This is a genomic window from Tsukamurella sp. DT100 (assembly GCF_049844855.1).
GTDB lineage: Bacteria > Actinomycetota > Actinomycetes > Mycobacteriales > Mycobacteriaceae > Tsukamurella.
The window spans coordinates 267,787-286,370 of record NZ_JBNCLV010000005.1 but is presented as its reverse complement, the minus strand read 5'-3'; the positions used below and the strand labels follow the sequence as shown (position 1 = coordinate 286,370).

The 18,584-nt window shown below is 72.5% G+C and carries 14 protein-coding genes; 10 read left to right on the top strand and 4 right to left on the bottom strand.

Translation table 11 applies throughout. The features are described 5' to 3' along the window. The first annotated feature begins 111 nt into the window (after positions 1–111). From ACLQ3K_RS14530 to ACLQ3K_RS14505, 6 genes are read left to right on the top strand one after another with little or no spacing between them, the layout of a single operon-like run. Positions 112–942, top strand: a complete 831-nt coding sequence (locus ACLQ3K_RS14530; RefSeq protein ID WP_426000214.1) for a fumarylacetoacetate hydrolase family protein — start codon at positions 112–114, stop codon at positions 940–942. A gap of 31 nt (positions 943–973) precedes the next feature. Next, complete coding sequence (locus tag ACLQ3K_RS14525) at positions 974–1,429, top strand: cupin domain-containing protein (protein WP_224647985.1); 456 nt, start codon at positions 974–976, stop codon at positions 1,427–1,429. Next, positions 1,426–2,340, top strand: a complete 915-nt coding sequence (locus ACLQ3K_RS14520; protein ID WP_426000212.1) for an acyl-CoA thioesterase — start codon at positions 1,426–1,428, stop codon at positions 2,338–2,340. The genes ACLQ3K_RS14525 and ACLQ3K_RS14520 overlap by 4 nt, the downstream gene beginning before the upstream one ends. A 13-nt stretch (positions 2,341–2,353) precedes the next feature. Beyond that, a complete protein-coding gene (locus tag ACLQ3K_RS14515; RefSeq protein WP_426000210.1) occupies positions 2,354–4,003 on the top strand; it encodes an AMP-binding protein in 1,650 nt (549 codons plus the stop codon). 31 nt (positions 4,004–4,034) lie between these two features. Continuing rightward, positions 4,035–6,392 (top strand): bifunctional salicylyl-CoA 5-hydroxylase/oxidoreductase, encoded by a 2,358-nt coding sequence (locus tag ACLQ3K_RS14510; protein WP_426000208.1) that lies wholly within the window; start codon positions 4,035–4,037, stop codon positions 6,390–6,392. Continuing rightward, positions 6,389–7,711 (top strand): MFS transporter, encoded by a 1,323-nt coding sequence (locus ACLQ3K_RS14505; protein ID WP_426000206.1) that lies wholly within the window; start codon positions 6,389–6,391, stop codon positions 7,709–7,711. The genes ACLQ3K_RS14510 and ACLQ3K_RS14505 overlap by 4 nt, the downstream gene beginning before the upstream one ends. Positions 7,712–7,772: 61 nt before the next feature. Here ACLQ3K_RS14505 and ACLQ3K_RS14500 read toward each other — a convergent pair whose 3' ends face one another. Next, on the bottom strand, positions 7,773–8,540 hold the full coding sequence (locus tag ACLQ3K_RS14500) for a cyclase family protein (RefSeq protein WP_426000204.1): 768 nt from the start codon (positions 8,538–8,540) through the stop codon (positions 7,773–7,775). Between the two features lie 237 nt (positions 8,541–8,777). On the opposite strand from ACLQ3K_RS14500, the gene ACLQ3K_RS14495 reads away from it, so the two are divergent. Genes ACLQ3K_RS14495 through ACLQ3K_RS14485 form a run of 3 tightly spaced genes read left to right on the top strand, consistent with a single transcriptional unit; the run spans position 8,778 to position 13,425 of the window. Further along, positions 8,778–10,955 (top strand): thiamine pyrophosphate-dependent enzyme, encoded by a 2,178-nt coding sequence (locus ACLQ3K_RS14495; protein WP_426000202.1) that lies wholly within the window; start codon positions 8,778–8,780, stop codon positions 10,953–10,955. Continuing rightward, complete coding sequence (locus ACLQ3K_RS14490; RefSeq protein ID WP_426000200.1) at positions 10,952–12,607, top strand: indolepyruvate oxidoreductase subunit beta family protein; 1,656 nt, start codon at positions 10,952–10,954, stop codon at positions 12,605–12,607. Before ACLQ3K_RS14495 ends, ACLQ3K_RS14490 begins: the two co-directional genes overlap by 4 nt. A 53-nt stretch (positions 12,608–12,660) precedes the next feature. Beyond that, complete coding sequence (locus ACLQ3K_RS14485; protein ID WP_426000198.1) at positions 12,661–13,425, top strand: glycoside hydrolase family 16 protein; 765 nt, start codon at positions 12,661–12,663, stop codon at positions 13,423–13,425. A 10-nt stretch (positions 13,426–13,435) separates the two neighbouring features. On the opposite strand, the gene ACLQ3K_RS14480 is transcribed toward ACLQ3K_RS14485, so the two are convergent. Genes ACLQ3K_RS14480 through ACLQ3K_RS14470 form a run of 3 tightly spaced genes read right to left on the bottom strand, consistent with a single transcriptional unit; the run spans position 13,436 to position 17,429 of the window. After that, entirely contained in the window at positions 13,436–15,040 is a 1,605-nt protein-coding gene (locus ACLQ3K_RS14480) for a phytoene desaturase family protein (RefSeq protein WP_426000196.1), read from the bottom strand. Continuing rightward, positions 15,037–16,611 carry a flavin-containing monooxygenase gene (locus tag ACLQ3K_RS14475; RefSeq protein WP_426000194.1) on the bottom strand — a complete coding sequence of 525 codons (1,575 nt, stop codon included), beginning with the start codon at positions 16,609–16,611 and terminating at the stop codon, positions 15,037–15,039. The genes ACLQ3K_RS14480 and ACLQ3K_RS14475 overlap by 4 nt, the downstream gene beginning before the upstream one ends. A 14-nt stretch (positions 16,612–16,625) precedes the next feature. Next, positions 16,626–17,429 (bottom strand): SDR family oxidoreductase, encoded by an 804-nt coding sequence (locus ACLQ3K_RS14470; RefSeq protein WP_426000192.1) that lies wholly within the window; start codon positions 17,427–17,429, stop codon positions 16,626–16,628. A 189-nt stretch (positions 17,430–17,618) separates the two neighbouring features. Between ACLQ3K_RS14470 and ACLQ3K_RS14465 the strand changes: the two genes are divergently transcribed. Continuing rightward, positions 17,619–18,581, top strand: a complete 963-nt coding sequence (locus ACLQ3K_RS14465; protein WP_224647997.1) for an AraC family transcriptional regulator — start codon at positions 17,619–17,621, stop codon at positions 18,579–18,581. The last annotated feature ends 3 nt before the right edge of the window (positions 18,582–18,584 follow it).

Here is an 18,584-nt window from a genome sequence, read left to right as displayed (position 1 = left end):
CAGAGGCGGATCGGTGCTGGATCGGGGTCTGGTCCCCGGATGTGATCCGTGCTACATTTAGCCTATCTGACGGACGTCAGAATCGCTACATACGACTTCGGAGGCTCTCCCGTGAGGCTCGCAACCCATCAGCTCGGCGACCGGACGGTCGCCACCGCCGACGCCGGATCCGGCCCACGGTGCACCGGCGCCGCCAGCGTCGACGACCTGCTGCGCCGGGACGACTGGCGCGCCGTCGCCCGGCGCGCCGCGGCCGACGGTGAGCCGCTCCCGCCGTCGGCCCGCCCGCTGCAGCCGATCCTGAGCCCCGGCAAGGTGCTGTGCTGCGGGCTCAACTACCGCGCGCACATCGAGGAGATGGGTCGCGGCGTGCCCGAGGAGCCCACCTTCTTCGCGAAGTGGGCCGACACCCTCGTCGGCCCGGACGCCGACGTCGTGCTCGATGCCGGCGACACCGAGAAGCTGGACTGGGAGGCCGAGCTCGCCGTCGTCGTCGGCGCCGACCTGCGCCGGGCCTCCGTCGACGAGTGCGCGGCGGCGATCGCCGGGTACACCGTCAGCAACGACGTCTCGCTGCGGGACCGGCAGTGGGCCACCACCCAATGGCTCTCCGGGAAGGCCTGGGACGCGACCACGCCCGTCGGGCCGGCCGTGGTCACCGCCGACGCCTTCGATCCCGCCGAGCACACCGTGACCTGCCGCGTCGACGGGGAGACCGTGCAGCGGGCGCCGCTCGACGACCTGCTGTTCTCCGCCGCCGAACTGCTGCACCACGCCGCGCGCTTCACCCGCCTGCGCCCCGGCGACCTGATCCTCACCGGCACCCCGGCCGGGGTGGGCGCGGGCCGCGAACCGCAACGCTTCCTCACCGACGGCCAGGTCCTCGAGACGGAGATCTCGGGGATCGGCCTCCTGCGCAACACCATCCGCATCACAGCCTGACCGCACCCATCACCACGAAAGGCGAAGCCCCATGACCGACCAGATCGTCGACCCCGCACTCCTACCCACCGGCGACGTCCCCGTCGTCACCCGGCACGGCGCGGAGAGCACCGACACCGCGCAGTCCGGCGACTGCATCCGGGTCTCCGGCGTCAGCATCCAGCACACCCCCGCCACGAAGATCTGGTACGGCCAGGTCCGCAACAAGCCCGGCTACCGCTCGCTCCCGCACCACCACGGCGAGGCCGAGACCGGCGGCTACGTGCTCTCCGGCCACGGCCGGATCTACTACGGCGAGGACTACGCCCAGTACACCGACATGACCGAGGGCGACTGGGTCTTCGTGCCGCCCTACATGCCCCACGTCGAGGCGAACATGTCCGTCACCGACGACCTCGTCTGGCTGACCTGCCGCACGCCGGAGAACATCGTCGTCAACCTCGACGACGTCGAGGACGCCGCGCTCGAGGGGTACCGCCGCGCATGACCACCGTCAACGAATTCCACAGCAACGTGGCCGATTCCGCCCGCTTCCTCGACGCGGTGCGCCTCACCGAGACCGGCGACGCCCCGGACGGCCACCGGGTCTTCACCGCCACCACCCAGTACGTGCCCTGGCCCAAGGCCTACGGCGGCGACCTGGTGGCGCAGGCCGTGGCCGCGGCGTGCGCCACCGTCGAGGGCAAGACCGTGCACTCGGCCCACAGTTACTTCCTCCGCCCCGCCGAGATCGGCGGCGACGTGCGCTACGAGGTCGAGATCCTGCGCGACGGAAGGGGCTACGCCACGCGTCACGTCCGCGGCCTGCAGAACGGGAAGGTGATCTACACCTGCTACGCCTCCTTCGCCGCGGGAGCCGAAGGCACGGAGATCCCCGGCGCTCCGCTCGTGGGCGAGGTGGCGGCGACCGGACTCGCGGGCGTCCCCGACCCGGAGAGCCTGCCGAGCTCCGCTCAGGCTCTCGTCGGCCGCGACGGCGCCGACGCCGACTACTGGTCGCACGGCCGCAGTTTCGAGATGCGGCACGTCCCGGACCCGATCTACCTCCCCGGCGACCGGGACCGCGTCCCGCGCCAGGCGGTGTGGATCAAGGCCTTCTCGGAGCTCCCGGAGGAGCAGACCGTGCACGACATCGCGCTCGCGTACTGCTGTGACTACACGATCCTCGAGCCCTCGCTGCGGGCGCTGGGTGCGTCGTGGTCCGACGAGGGACTGCGGACCGCGAGCCTGGATCACGCGATGTGGTTCCACCGCCCGGCGCGGCTGGACGACTGGGTCCTCTACTCGCAGGAGTCGCTGAACGTCGGCTCCTCCCGCGGCCTCAACACGGGCCGCTTCCACGACCGCAAGGGCACCCACCTGGCCACCGTGTGCCAGGAGGGCCTGCTCGCGCAGTGACGGAAGGACGACGATGATCCTGTCTCCCAGCGCCCACGAGGACACCTTCGCCCGCGACCACCTGCCGCCGGCGGAGCAGTGGCCGACGCTCGAGTCCACCCTGCCCGAGCTCCAGTACCCCGACCGCCTCAACGCCGCGGTGGCGCTCATCGACGAGGGAGCGGAGCGGTTCGGAGAGCGGCCCGCGATCCGGACGCCCGAGGGCTTCCTGTGGACCTACAGGGAGCTGCGCGCCGCCTCGGACCGGGTCGCGCAGGTCCTCGTCGACGAGCTCGGCGTGCGGCCCGGGAACCGGGTGCTGCTGCGCGAGGGCAACACGCCGTGGCTCGTGGCCGCCTGGCTCGGCGCTCTCAAGGCGGGCGCGGTTCTCGTGACGACGATGCCCATGCTCCGCCCCGGCGAACTCGTCGACCTCCTGGAGCGGACCGCGCCCGCGGTCTGCCTCAGTGGCGCGGCGGCCGCACCCGACCTGCGGGAGGCGCTGGAGCGCACCGGCTCCGGCGCCGCCCTGGTGCTGATCGGCGGCGACGACCCGGACCGGCTCGAGGAGCGCGCCGCGCGTCGGGACGGCGTCTTCACCCCCGTCGCGACCGCCGCGGACGATGTCGCGCTGCTCTGCCCGACCTCGGGGAGCACCGGCCGGCCCAAGATCACCATGCACTTCCACCGCGACGTCCTGGCCAACGCGGACACCTTCGCCCGGCACGTGCTCTGCCCGGGGCCGGAGGACGTCTTCGCGGGATCGCCGCCGCTCGCCTTCACCTTCGGCCTCGGCGGGCTGGTCGTGTTCCCGCTGCGCTTCGGCGCGAGCACGGTGCTCACCGAGCGGGCCACCCCGGCGCGGCTCGCGGAGGTCGTCGCCGAGCAGGGCGTGACCGTCCTGTTCACCGCCCCCACGGCGTACCGCGCGATCGTCCGCGGCGGCGGCGCGGAACTGCTCCGCGGGGTCCGCGTCGGCGTCTCCGCCGGCGAGCACCTGTCGGAGGAGACCTTCGACCTGGTGCGGGAGGAGTGCGGCATCGAGCTGGTCAACGGCATCGGCTGCACCGAGCTGCTGCACGTCTTCCTCTCCACCGCGCCCGGCCGCACCGCCGCCGGAGCCCTCGGCGTCCCCGTGCCCGGCTTCCGCGCGACGGTGCTGGGCCCCGACGACGAAGAGGTCGGCCCGGACGTCCCGGGGCGGCTGGCCGTCATCGGGCCCACGGGCTGCCGCTACCTCGACGACGCCCGGCAGCTCGGTTACGTGGTGGACGGCTGGAACGTCACCGGCGACACCGTCGTCCGCGACGCCGACGGCGTGTTCCGCTTCCAGGCGCGCTCCGATTCGATGATCGTCTCGTCCGGCTACAACATCGGCGGCCCCGAGGTCGAGGCGGCGATCTGCGCCGACGACGCCGTCGTGGAGGCCGCGGTCGTCGGCCGGCCCGACACCGAGCGCGGCGCCGTCGTGTGTGCCTTCGTCGTGCTCCGCGCGGGGGAGGACACCGGCCCCGCGATGGTGCGGCGCATCCAGGACGGCGTGAAGTCCCGCCTGGCGCCGTACAAGTATCCGCGCGACGTCCGCTTCGTGGACGCGCTGCCGCGCAACCCCTCCGGAAAGCTCCAGCACTTCCGGCTCCGAGATCAACTGGCCCGCGAGGCCGACGCCGCGGTCCGCGGCTGATCCGCCAACCTCAGCACGAAGGACTTGAGACATGAAGATCGCAGTGATCGGCGGCGGCCCCGGCGGCCTCTACTTCTCCGCCCTGATGAAACAGCTCGACCCGGATCACCGGATCACGGTGTTCGAGCGGAACCGGGCCGAGGACACCTTCGGCTTCGGCGTCGTCTTCTCCGACGAGACCCTCGGCGGCATCGAGAACGCCGACCCGGTCATCTACGGGCAGATGGAGTCCCACTTCGCCCGGTGGACCGACATCGACGTGCACTACCGGGGCGAGTGGAACACCGTGGGCGGCCAGGGCTTCGCCGCCATGAACCGGCACGACCTGCTCGCCCTCCTGCAGCGCCGCTGCCTCGACCTCGACGTGGACGTGCGGTTCGCGACACCGGCGCCCGACGTCGAGGAGCTGATGGCGACGCACGACCTCGTCCTCGCGGCCGACGGTCTCAACTCCGCGGCGCGGACCCGGTTCGCCGAGGGCTTCGAGCCCGACCTGGACCGGCGCCGCTGCAAGTACATGTGGCTCGGCACCGACAAGGTCTTCGAGGCCTTCACGTTCATCGTTGAGGACACCGAGTGGGGCACCATGCAGATCCACGGCTACCCCTACTCCGACCAGGGCAGCACCTTCATCGTCGAGATGGCCGAGGACGTCTGGCTCCGAGCGGGATTCGACGCCACCGCGGACCGCGCCTTCGCACCCGGCGAGAACGACGACGCCGCGATCGCCCGGATCGCCGAGATCTTCGCGCCCTATCTCGGCGACAGCCGGATCCTCGCGAACAACTCGCAGTGGATCACCTTCACCACGGTCCGCAACACCAGCTGGGTGCACCGGAACCTGGTGCTGCTCGGGGACGCCGCGCACACCGCGCACTTCTCCATCGGTTCGGGCACCAAGCTCGCGATGGAAGACGCACTGTCGTTGGCGGCGTGCCTGCACGAGAACGGCGACCTGGGCACCGCGCTCAAGGTCTACGAAGAGGAGCGGCGGCCCGTCGTCGAGTCGACGCAGCGCGCGGCGCAGGCCTCCCTCGAATGGTTCGAGACCATCGGCAGCTACCGCGAGCAGGAGCAGGTGCAGTTCACCTTCAACCTGCTCACCCGCAGCCGCCGGATCACCTTCGACAACCTCCGGCTCCGCGACGCGGACTTCGCCGACCGGGTCATGCGCTCGTTCGGCGCCGGAACCGGAGCCGGGCCCGAGACCCCGGCGATGTTCCACCCGGTCACCATCGGCGACCTGCGGCTGAAGAACCGGATCGTGGTCTCGCCCATGGACATGTACTCCGCCGTCGACGGCCTGCCGAACGACTTCCACGTGATGCACCTCGGCTCGAAGGCGCTCGGCGGCGCCGGCCTGGTGATGACCGAGATGGTCTGCGTTTCCGCGGACGGCCGGATCACGCCCGGCTGCACCGGCCTCTACACCGACGAGCAGCGCGAGGGATGGCGCCGCGTCGTCGACGCCGTCCACGCGTACTCCGGCGCGAAGATCGGCCTGCAGCTCGGCCATTCGGGCCGCAAGGGCTCGACGAAACTCATGTGGGAGGGGATCGACGATCCGCTCGACGCCGACAACTGGGAGGTCATGGCACCGTCGGCGCTGCCCTACGGCCCGGACAGCGCGGTGCCCCGGGAGATGACGCGCGCCGACATGGACCGCGTCGTCGGGGAGTTCGCCGACGCCGCCCGCCGCGGCGCCGAGGCGGGCTTCGACCTGCTCGAGTTCCACGCCGGCCACGGCTACCTGATCTCCTCGTTCCTCTCGCCGATCTCGAACACCCGCACCGACGAGTACGGCGGTTCCGTCGAGAATCGGCTGCGCTTCCCGCTGGAGGTGTTCGACGCCGTCCGCGCCGCCTGGCCCGCCGACCGGCCGGTCTCCGTGCGCCTGTCGGCCACGGACTGGATCCCGGACGGCAACGACATCGACGAGGCGTTGGAGATCGCCCGCGCCTTCTGCGAGCACGGCGTCGACCTCGTCGACGTCTCCACCGGCCAGGTCGCCAAGCACGAACGGCCCGCCTTCGGGCGGAGCTACCAGACCCCGCACGCGGACCGCATCCGCAATGAGGTCGCCGGTCCCGCCGGCGTGAAGGTGGTCGCCGTCGGCGCGATCTCGTCCTACGACGACGTCAACTCGATCCTGCTCGCGGGCCGCGCCGATCTCTGCGCCCTCGGCCGCGCTCACTTGTACGACCCGCAGTGGACGCTGCACGCCGCGGCCGACCAGGAGTACGCCGGGCCCGGGGCCGAGTGGCCGGATCAGTTCCGCGCGGGCAACCGCAAGCCGCCCAGCGCTCGCACCGACGCCGTGCGCCCGCGCCTCGCGCTGCTGCGCGACGAGGAGCCCGAGCTCGCCGCGCACGTGCGGTGGACCCCGTGATCCCCGCCGCGGTGACCCGCCGCGTCCTGCTGTGCTGCTGGATCGCGATCCTCGCCGAGGGCTACGACGTCGGCGTCTTCGGCGCCGTGGTGCCGGGCCTGCTCGCCTACGAGCCCTGGTCGCTCAGCGCGGTCGAGATCGGCGGCCTCGCGGCGTGGTCGCTGGTGGGCATGCTCATCGGCGCCACCACGATCGGCGTGCTGGCCGACCGGGTCGGGCGGAAGAACATGCTGCTCGTCGCCGTGGCGCTGTGCGCGCTGCCGCAGCTCGGCGTCGCGCTGGCGCCCAGCCCCGAGGTCCTCGGGCTGTTCCGGTTCGTCGGCGGGCTCGGCCTCGGCGGCGTCATCCCGATCGCCGCCGCCTACACCATCGAGTTCTCGCCGCCGGCCAAGAAGTCGAGGAACTACGGGATCATGTACTCCGGCTACTCGTTGGGGATCATGCTCGCGGCGCTGGTCGCCGTGCTGTCCCTCGACGCCCTCGGCTGGCGCTGGGTGATGGGCCTCGGTTTCGGCGCCGTGATCCTGGTGCCGATCCTCGCGGTCGCGCTGCCGCAGTCGATCGAGCAGCTCGCGGCGAGCGGGCAGACCGACCGCGCCGCCGCGGAGGCCCGCAGGCTGGGCATCGAACCGCCGCTGGCGGTTCCGGCCGCAGCGCGCGCCGAGCGGGGGGAGCGGGAGGGCTTCCTCGATGCGCTCCGGGTCGTCTTCTCCCCGCGGTACCGAGTGGCAACCGCCTGCTTCTGGCTGGCCCTGTTCTGCGGCCTGCTGCTGGTGTACGGGCTCAACACTTGGCTGCCGCAGATCATGCGCAAGGCCGGCTACGACCTCGGCTCGTCGCTGATGTTCCTGCTCGTCTTCTCGCTCGCCTCCGCGATCGGCGGGATCGTCGTGGGCGTGCTGGCGGACCGACGAGGCCAGAAGCCGGTCCTCGTGGTCTGTTACGCGGTCGGCGCGCTCGGCATCCTCGCCCTGATGTTCCGCGGCCCGATGGTGGTCAACTACCTCCTGGTGGGCATCGCGGGGATCGGCTCCATCTCGACCTCGCTGGTGCTCACCGGCTGGGTGGCGCACTACTACCCGGCCCGGATCCGCGCCGCGGCGACCGGGATGGCGCTGTCCTTCGCGCGCGTCGGCGCCATCGTGGGGCCGATCGTGGGCGGGTTCATCGCAGGGGCAGGCTTCGGCTACCGCGCCAACTTCGTCTTCTTCGCCGTCGTCGGCGGCATCGCCGCGCTCGCGGTGGCAGCGCTGCCCCTCCTGCGGGGCGAGCCCGACGAGGCGTTGGGGGCGGAGCAGGCGGTGACCGCCCGCAGCTGACTCCCGCACGAGAACGGCGGCGTCCCCGTTGGGGGCGCCGCCGTTTCGGTGCATTCGGAGGTCAGGCCTCGACGAGGGCGAGGACGCGGGCGGGGGAGCCGGTGCCGCCGACGATCGGCAGCGGCGAGACCACGATCACCGCGCCCTGCGGCGGCAGCTGCGCGAGGTTCCGCAGGCTCGTGAGGCCGTACTTGTCCGCGCCGAGCAGGAAGTTGTGCGCGGGGAAGGGCGGCTCCAGCATCGCCGCATTGCCCGCGTCGATGCCCACCGTCTCCACGCCGAAGCCGGAGATCGGGACCTCCTCGGCCAGCCACCGCGCGCAGGCCGCGGAGACGCCGGGGGTGTGCGAGCCGTTCTCGTCGAGGTTGAGGAAGCGCTCGCGGTCGCCGCCGTACTGATCCCAGCCCGTGCGCAGCAGGAGCCACGCGCCCTTCGGGATCGCCCCGTGCTCGGCGATCCAGCCCTGCACGTCGGCGACGTCGAGCAGCCAGTCCGGATCGGCCGCGGCCCGGTCGGCGAAGTCCATCACGCACGCCGGACCGACGAGGCGCCCGGGCGGCAGTTGGCTGACGTCGGCGCCGTCACGGCCCGTGATCCAGTGGCACGGGGCGTCCACGTGCGTGCCGATGTGCTCGCCGGTGTGGATGTTGTTGTGCTGCCAGGCCGGCGCCGTCGGCTCGAACGCGGCGACCCGCTCCAGGCTGAAGTCGATGAGGTTCACGAAGGGCTCGGGCAGGCGCAGCGTCGGGGTGTCCGCCGAGAGCGGCGTGGTCAGGTCGAGCACCCGGATCCTCCCGCCCGCGAGGGCGGTGGCGAGTTCGGTGAGCATGGGTCCTCTTCTCCCCGGCACGGGCCGGTGTCGGCTGAGCGGCCGCGCGGGCCGCACCGTCGGAAAGCGGCGGCTGCGCCCGACGGTAGGACGCGCCGAACGGCCCGGCTATCCAGATCGCGACCGCCCGCTGTCCCGATCGGCGCGGGCCCCGCGCGGGCTCTTCAACCCGTCCCGGAGCGAGGCTAGCGTGGGATGCATCACACGGCCCGTGATACGTGGAAGGCAGGTCGGGGCATGGCGGAACGCTCCTTTGCGAAAGAAGTCCTCAAGCTGCGCCAGGAACCGGGGACCCGGTTCGAGGGCGAGGGGATCCTGGCGGTGACGAAGGCGCTGCTGCAGTCCGGCGTCGCGTACGTCGGCGGCTACCAGGGGGCGCCGATCAGTCACCTGATGGACGTCCTCGGCGACGCCCGCGAGATCCTCGACGAGTACGGCGTGTACTTCGAGAACAGCGCGTCGGAGGCGACCGCCGCGGCGATGCTCGCCGCCTCCGTGCACTATCCGCTGCGGGGCGCGATCACCTTCAAATCGACGGTGGGCACCAACGTCGCCTCCGACGCGCTGGCCAACCTCGCCAGCGGCGGCGTCACCGGCGGCGCGCTCATCATCGTCGGCGAGGACTACGGCGAGGGCAGCTCGATCATGCAGGAGCGCTCGCACGCCTTCGCGATGAAATCGCAGATGTGGCTGCTGGATCCGCGGCCCGACCACACCGCCATCGTCGACGCGGTGGAGCACGGCTTCGCGCTGTCCGAGGCGTCGAACACCCCGGTCATGCTGGAGCTGCGGCTGCGCTCGTGCCACCTGCACGGCACCTTCACGACGAGGGAGAACCGGCGGCCGCAGATGACCGTCGAGCAGGCGATGGAGAACCCGAAGCGCGACGTCAGTCGGATCGTGCTGCCGCCCGCGAGTTTCCAGCACGAGCAGGAGAAGATCGCCCACCGCTGGCCCGCGGCCGTCCAGTACATCCGCGAGCACGGCCTCAACGAGACCTTCGGCCCGGCGGACGGCGAGGTCGGCCTCATCGTGCAGGGCGGCCTCTACAACACCCTCAACCGCGCGCTGGAACTCCTCGGCTGCTCGGACGCCTTCGGCGACACCGCGGTCCCGCTCTACGTCATGAACGTGACGTACCCGGTGATCGACGAGGAGATCGTCGAGTTCTGCGCCGACAAGGACGCGGTCCTGCTCCTCGAGGAGGGGCAACCCGACTACATCGAGCAGAACCTCAACGCGATCCTGCGCCGCAACGGCCTCGACACCGCGCTGCACGGCAAGGACGTGCTGCCGAAGGCGGGGGAGTACACCCCGATCGCCGTCACGAAGGGCGTCGCCGAGTTCCTCGGCCGGTACGCCCCCGAGCTGGTCACCGGCGATCCCGCGGTGCTCCTCCCGGCGGGCGACCCGCGCAGCCCGTTCACCGAGCGGGTCGACGGCCGCGCCGTCCAGCCCCGCCCGCCCGGCCTGTGCACCGGCTGCCCGGAGCGGCCGATCTTCTCCGCGCTCAAGCTCGCCGAGCGCGAGACCGGCGTGGAGCATCACGTGAGCGCCGACATCGGCTGCCACCTGTTCGCCATCAACGAGCCCTTCAACCTGGGCGCCACGACGATGGGCTACGGCCTCGGCTCCGCCGGCGCCGCCGCGCTCAGCAGCAAGGACGCCGGCCGGCGCGGCGTCGCCGTGATGGGCGACGGCGGCTTCTGGCACAACGGCCTCACCTCCGGCGTCGGCAACGCCGTCTTCAACGAGTCCGACCAGCTCCTGGTGGTGGTGGACAACGCCTACGCGGCCGCCACCGGCGGCCAGGACCTGCTCTCCTCCCGCGCGATCCTGCCCGACCGCAGCACCAACAACCCGATCGAACGGGCGGTGCGCGGCGTCGGCGTGAAGTGGGCGAAGACGATGCCTGACACCTTCGACGTCGCGAAGATGCGCGACGTCTTCATCGACGCCCTGACCAGCAAGAAGAAGGGCCCCAAGGTCATCGTCGCGCAGAGCGAGTGTCAGCTGAACAAGCAGCGTCGCGAGAAGCCGGAACGGGCCGCGGCGGTCAAGGCCGGCAAGCGCGTCGTCACCCAGCGGTTCGGCGTCGACCCGGAGACCTGCACGGGCGATCACGCCTGCATGCGGATCTCCGGCTGCCCGTCGCTGACCATCGCGCCCAACCCCGACCCCATGCGGACCGACCCCGTCGCCGCGGTCACCGACACTTGCGTCGGCTGCGGTGTGTGCGGCAACAACGCGCACGCGGCGGCCCTCTGCCCGTCGTTCTACCGCACGGACGTCGTCACCAATCCCACCCGCGTCGACCGGATCCGCGACCGCGTGCGCGGCGCCGTGTCCGAGCGCCTCGGTCGCGGCCTCGAGGGCCGCGCGGCCCGCTTCGAATCCACGGAGGCCTTCTCATGACCTGGACCCAGGGGCAACGGCCCATCACCGTCGCGGTACTCGCCATGGGCGGCGAGGGCGGTGGCGTCCTCGCCGACTGGATCGTCTCGCTCGGCGAGGACGAGGGCTGGACTGCGCAGAACACCTCCGTCGCCGGCGTCGCCCAGCGCACCGGAGCCACTGTCTACTACGCCGAGCTCTTCCCGCCGGACGTCGCGCACCGCAGCGGGTCCGGGCGCGCCCGCGAGACGCCGATCCTCTCGCTCATGCCCACGCCCGGCGAGGTCGATGTGCTCATCGCGTCCGAGCTGATGGAGGCCGGCCGCGCGGTGCAGCGCGGCTTCGTCACCCCGGACCGCACCACGCTCATCGCCTCGCTCAACCGGGTCTACTCGATCCTCGAGAAGTCCACGCTCGACGACGGCCGGGTCGACTCCGCCGCCCTGATCGACGGTGCCGCCGCCGCGGCGAAGACCCTCGTCTCCGGCGATTTCGCGACGCTCGCCCGCGACAACGGCAGCGTGATCAGCGCGGCGCTGTTCGGCGCCCTCGCGGGCAGCGGCGCCCTGCCCTTCCCGCGCGAGGACTTCGAGGAGGCGATCCGCAAGGGCGGCAAGGGTGTCGAGACCTCGCTCGCGGCGTTCGCCGCCGGGTACGAGCGGGCGCGGCAGAGCCTCGCGGAGGACGCCGACCGGGCGCAGGCCCCCGCCCCGGCGCCGTCCGGCAGTGCTCCCGTGCCGCTGACCCTGCAGGTGCGGCGGCCGAAGACGCCCGAGGAGCTCAAGGCCGACCGCGAGACCGAGCGCAACGAGATCGCGGCGCGCGCACCGGAATTGCTCGTCGGTCCCGCGCTCGCCGACCGGGCCCGCCGGGTCGCGCGGTCCTTCCCGCCGGCCGCCGCGTCGATGCTGCTGCACGGGCTCGAGCGCACCGCCGTCTACCAGGACCTCGCGTACGCGGACCGCTACCTCGACCGCGTCGCGCGGATCAGCGCCCTCGATCCGGACCACGAGGGGCAGGCCCGGCTCACCGTGGAGGCGGCGCGGCACATCGCGCTGTGGATGAGCTACCAGGACACGGTGCACGTCGCGCTGCAGAAGGTGCGCGGCCGGCGCATGGACCGCGTGCGCGCCGAGGTGCGGCTCGGCGACGAGCAGGTCATGCGGGTCCACGAGTACCTGCACCCGCAGGTCGACGAGATCACCGACACGATGCCCACCGCCCTGGGCCGCGCGCTCGAGCACAACCGGGCGTTCGCCAAGGCCGTCGACACCGTGTGCCACCGCGGCTTCATCATCAACACCACCTCGGTCTGGGGCTACGCCACGCTCTCCACCCTCGCCCGGATGCGGCCGTTGCGGCCTCGGTCCCTGCGGTTCGGCCGGGAGCAGGTCTTCATCGACACCTGGCTCGACACCGTGACCTCGGTGGGCCGCACCGATCCCGCGCTCGCGACCGAGGTGATCGTCGCCGCGCGGGTCCTCAAGGGCTACGGGCAGACCCACGCCCACGGCGTCGACAGCTTCGGCCTGCTGATGGAGGGGCTCGAGCTGGTGCGCGGGCTGCCCGACGCCGCCGAGCGGATGCGGCGCCTGGTGGACGCCGCGGTGGCCGACGAGGACGGCGGGAAGCTCCGCGACGGCCTCGCTGCCCTGCGCCGCCCTGCGGCGTAGGGTTCGGCGCCGCTTCGCCGGCCGTGCCGGGCGCTCCGTGCGAGGATCGGGCGATGGAGTTCCGCGAGACCTTCCACCGGCTCGACCCGACGATCTGGACGGACTCGTACCTGCCGGCGTGGAGTTCGCGGGCGGCCGCCCGCGCGACGGTCGCGGCGGGCCCGGACGGGCTCACGCTCTCGATCCCGCCGGAACAGGGCCCGTGGTGCCCGGACACGCACCCCACCCCGCTGCGCGTCTCGGGCATCCACTCCGCGAACCGGTCGGGCCCCGTCGGATCGACGGACGCGCCGCAGCCCTTCCTCCCCGGCCAGACCGTGCAGGAGGAGCAGGCCACCCTCCTCGGGTTCGCGCCGCACTTCGGCGGCATCGCCGTCACCTGCTCGGCCGTGCTCACGCCCCGGTCGATGTTCGCCGCGTGGATGGTGGGGCTGGAGGATCGCGTCGAACGCTGCGGCGAGATCTGCCTCGTCGAGGTCTTCGGCGACGCGATCGAGGACGGGATCGCCGCAGTCGGCCAGGGCATCCATCGCTTCCGCGATCCCGCGCTGACGGAGGACTTCTCCGCCGAACGCCACGCCGTCGACGTGAGCCGGCCGCACACGTACCGCGCGGACTGGGAGCCCGGGCGCGTGACCTTCTCCATCGACGGCACCGTCACGCGCGTCAGTCCCCAAGCGCCGGACTACCCGATGATGCTCATCCTCGGGGTCTTCGACTTCCCCGACCGGGTGGGGGACCCGGCGATCACGCCGAGCATGACGGTGTCCGCGGTGACGGGAACCGGCCTCGGTCCCGCCACCGCGATCCGCTCGTAGGAACGGGCGCTCAGCGGCCGAGCAGGCGCCGGACGCGGGTGAGGGCACCGTCGTCGCGCTTGAGCAGTTCCTGCGCGACGAGGTGACCGGAGCCGCCGCCGAGGCCCGGCCCCGGGTGAGTGGCGGCCCCGATGTGCCACAGCCCGTCGACCGCGGTGCGGTGCCGGGCGGTGAGCGGCCCGGGTCGCCAGAAGATGTTCTGGTCCAGCTCCGCGGCACCGCAGTACGGATCGCCCTGCACGGCATTGGGGTTCGCCGCCGCCAGGTCGACAGGGCTGATCGCGCTGACGGCGAGGACCGCGTCCCGGGTGCCCGGCGCCGCCTCCTCGACCAGGCCGAGCACCCGGTCGACGTAGCCGGCGACCAGCTCGTCGGTCCAGCCCGCGGACGTGTCGAGCTCGCCCGCCGCGTCGCCGACCGGCGCGAACGGGACCTCCTGCAACTGCAGCCACAGCATGCCCCGGCCCGCGGGGACCCGGCTCGGATCGATGAGGGCCTGCTGCCCGACGACCACCGTTGGACGGGCGGGCAGCAGGCCCGCCTCGGCCTGCGCGCACGCGACGCCGACGGAGTCCGAGCCGGCGGTGAGGTGCACCAACGGCGCGCCGTCGAGCGCGGCGTCGGACCACTCGAGCGGCTCATCCAGCGCGACGTGCACCTGCATCGCCGCCCGGCCGTACTGGTAGCCGCGCGCCTCAGCGCGGACCGCCTCGGGCACGGCCGATTCCGGGAGCAGGTCGCAGTACAGCGCCGTCGGCGTCACCGAGGCGAGGACGGCCTGCCGCGCGTCGATCCGGCGCCCGCCGACCATGACGCCCGCGGCGCGGCCCGACTCGACGAGGATCCGGTCGACCGGAGACCCCGTCAGGACCTCGACGCCCCGCTCGGCGAGCAGCGACGCGAAGGCGTCGAGGAAGGCCCGCTGCCCGCCCACGGCGACCGGCAGGCCCGCGCCGTGCATCGTCGCCGCGAAGACGGGGATCATCAGCCCGCCCGAGGCGCTGTCGGGGCTCAGGCCCGCGTGCAGCAGCCAGGGCGCCCAGAGCTGGTCGACCTCGGAGCCCTCGAACGTCCTGCGGCCCCAGCGTCGCCCGCTCGTCGCGGCGTCGCGGACCCAGCCCTCGGTGCGGCCCAGGCCGCGCCGCAGCATCGTCGCCGCGTGGCCCAGCACCCCCGGGGCGCGGGTCTCGTTGCCCAGCAAGGCGCCGATGACGTCGAGGTCTCCGCCGATCCGGTCGAGCATCGCCAGGTAGGCGGCGCGGTCCCGCTCCGAGAACTGTTCGACGGTGCGCGCCGGGTCCCGGTGCGCGACCACCGCGGGGCCGTCGCCGGAGACCGACCCGGTGACGGCGTCGTCGGCGTTCGCGTACTCGAGCCCGTGCCGGTGCAGGTCCTCGCCGAGCGTCGCGTACGCGCCGCCGGTGACGAAGAGGGGGTGCCACGACGAGTAGGTGTCGTGCACGAAGCCCGGCAGCGTGAGCTCGTCGCTCGCGAGGAAGCCGCCGAGCCGGTCGGCGGCCTCGATGAGGCACACCGACCGGCCGGAACCCGCGAGCTCGGCCGCGGCGACGAGCCCGTTGATGCCGGACCCGATGACGACGACGTCGGCCGTCATGCGGCGCGCCTCGGTCCGGCTCCGGACGGGACCGCCGACGCGGCCGGGCGGGGCCCGCGCGCGAGGAGGCGCCTGGTCACCCACCGGTAGTCCGCGGGCTTCGGCGGGAGCAGCCACTCGCGCACCCGCTGGCGCCGCGAGAGTTTCAGGCCCATCTCCTCGATGATCTCGTCGATGTTGTGCATCGAGAACGGGATCAGGTTCGTGCCGCGGGCGTGGTGCCCCTCGGTGCGATCGCGCATCCAGCGCAGCCGCGCCGAGACCTGCTCGCGGCGCTCCGGTACCGGCGGCAGCTCGGCCGCGCCGTCGAGGACGTGCGCGACGTAGAGCGAGGCCATCTCCGCCGACAGCGGCGAGAAGAAGGAGGAGTTGTAGCCGACGAAGGCGAGGCCGGGGACCTCGTGCGGGAGGATGAAGCGGTAGAGCTCGAAGTCGCCGTTCGCGTCGGTGAGCCGGGCCTGCACGTCGGCGTCCAGGAAGGGCACGTCCTGCCGCCATCCCGTCGCCGCGATGATGACGTCGGCAGGCACCGTCGACCCGTCGGACAGGCGCGCCGCCGGGCGGCCGTCCTCGACCAGCAGCTCGGCGATCTCCGTGTCGCGGCGCACCGCGAGGCTGCCGTCCTGCACCGCCTCGAAGAAGCCCTCGCTCACGAGACTGACCGTACTGCGGGCGATCCGCTCGAAGTCGCCGTCCGGGACGAGCCCGTACTCCTTGAGCTTGAGCTGCCGCGTCGCCACGGCCTGCAGGCTCGCGAGCATGCTGTTGCGCACGGGCTTGCCCGCGCCGTGCAGGAAGGCCTCCACGCCCTGCAGTCGCTGGTACTCGAACAGGGCCTCGCCGAGCCGGGTGAGCATGAGGAACTTGTAGTTGATCGCGCCGCCGAGGTGCCGCGGCATCTTCCACAGCAGCTTCCGTGCGATCACCGTGGCGCTGCCGGTGACGGGAGCGATCGCCGATGCCACGTCGCAGGCCGACTTGCCGTAGCCCACGACGAGCACGTCGCGGCCCGCCACCTCGTCGAGCGAGTGCACGTCGCCCGGCGCGCAGAGTCGCCCGCCCGCCGCCTCGAAGGGCTCGCGGCCCGGCCACCCCGGGATGGACGGCGCCGAGAAGATCCCGTTCGCGCCCACCAGGTAGTCGTAGTCCTCGGTGCTCACGCCCTCCGGGCCCTCGGCGGTCACCGACCAGGTGACCGGCCGCAGCGCGGGGTTCGCGGTCACGTCGGACCCCGACGGCGCACCGTCGGGTTCGGACAGGGTGGCGGAGATGACGGTGGTGGACACCCGGAACCGGTCCCGGAGGCCGAACCGGTCGACGTACGTGTCGAGGTACTCCTGCACCTGCGCGCTCTCGAGCCACTGCGGGTAGTGCCGCGGCATCGTCTGATCCGACAGGCAGTACGTGCCCTTGTTGTTCTGGGTGCGCAGGCCCGGGTAGCGGCGGGACGCGCTCCAGACCCCGCCGATGTCGGGGGCCTTCTCGTAGACGGTGACGTCGTGGCCGAACTGGGTGAGGACCTTGGCTGCGGAGACTCCGGCGAAGCCGGCTCCGATCACGGCGATACGCATGGCTGTGTGTTCTCCTACTCGGTGCCCGCGGGGGCCAACAGGGGGATCGCGGGGGCGGCCTGTTCCGGCCCCATCGCGGAGTAGCCGCCGTCGGCGGCCCAATCGGCTCCGGTCACGACGGACGCGGCGTCGGAGCACAGGAAGGCGACCACGCGGCCGACCTCGATCGGGTCGGCGACGCGGCCCGTCAGGTGGAAGGGCGCGGCGACGCCGTCGGTGTGCGCGCGGTCGTGGCCGGAGACGGTGTCCATGATCTTCGACCACACCCAGCCGGGGCTGACCGAGTTCACCCGGATCCCCTCGGCCGCGTAGTCCATCGCCATCGACCGGGTGATCTGGACCAGCGCCGCCTTGCAGGCGGGGTAGACCCAGCGGCCGGTCTGCGCCACCGAGCTGGAGATCGACGTGAAGTTCACGATCGACCCGTGCCCGCTCGCGGCCAGCGCGGGCCGCGCGGCCGCTGCGACGCGGACCGCGCTCGCGACGTTGACGTCGAAGGCCGTCAGCCAGTCCGCGCGGGCGGTGTCGGCCCCGTCGTCGAGGTAGGTGCAGGCGAGGTTGACGACGATGTCGAGCCCGCCGTGCTCGCGGGCGGTCGCGGCGACCAGGTCCGCGACCTCTGCGTCGTCGGTGATGTCCGTGGTCCGCGCGATCACGCGATCGCCGAGGCGATCGGCGATCGCCCGCGCACCGTCGGCGTCGATGTCGGCGACCACCACCGTCGCGCCCTCCGCGTGCAGCGCCTCCACCACGCCGTGCCCGACCAGGGTCGCCCCACCGGTCACGATCGCTGTACGCCCGTCCAGATTTCCCGTCATGCCTCCACCTCGCGTCGAGTCCGTGGCGCCGTGCGGGCGCCGATCGATCCGGACGGTAGTGACGCAGGTCATAGCCCTGCTATCCGCTTCGGCGCGCCCACTATCCAGTTCGCGGTATTGCGCCTGCTTGACGACAGGCAGGAACGCAGCACATGATGGGGACGTGATCCACGCCACAGGGAGGTGTCCGTGACCGCTCCGACGGTCCTGAGGACGAGGGACGTCGACGTCGCCCGGGCCCGGGTGGCCGACTTCTTCTGCGACCACCGGCTCGACCCGGTCGGCCGCGCCCACGCCATCGACATGCGCCTGCGCATCGACACCATCGGCTCGATGGGCCTCGTGCATCTCGATTACGGCGAGCCGGTCCAGATCCGGCCGGGGCCGCTCGCCACCTTCTACCTGGTGCAGATCCCGCTCGCGGGCCGGGCCGTCGTGGAACACGGCGCCACGCGGGTGCAGTCCTCTCCCCATCTCGCCACCGTCCTGTCGCCCACGTCGCCGACGTCGATGACCTGGCAGCGCGGCAACCCGCAACTCTGCGTGCGGCTGCGGCGCAGCACCGTCGACCGGGAGCTCATGCGCCGGCTTGGCAGCGAGGTGACGACGCCGCTGCGCTTCGACGTGGGCATGGACCTGCGCCGTCCCGACGTCGCGTCCTGGGTCCGCATGGTGCGGTTCCTCGGCGACGAGGCACTGCGCGGCTCCTCCTCCGTGGGCGGCGCCGACTGCTCCGAGTACCTCGCTCGCGGAGTCGTGAACCAGCTCCTCGACGTGCAGCCGCACAACTACAGCGCGGCCCTCGCCGCTGCCGCGGACGGTGCCGCCAGTCTCGGCTCGCGGATGGTCGCGCTCGTCGACGACCACCTCGCCGACCCGCTCGGCCCGGGCTGGCTCGCGGAGCGCCTGCGGGTGAGTGTCCGCGCGCTGCGCGAGGCCTGCCGATCCGAACTCGACTCGACGCCGATCGCCGTCGTCAAGGAGCGGCGACTGCTCGCCGCCCGCGCCCGGCTGCTGGACGCGATGCATCCGGGGCGCACGGTCACCGACGTCGCGCTGAGCGTGGGGCTGACGCACCTGGGTCGGTTCGCCGTCGACTACCGGGAGCGCTTCGGGGAGTCGCCGAGCGAGACGGCCGCGGCGACGGCCTGAGGA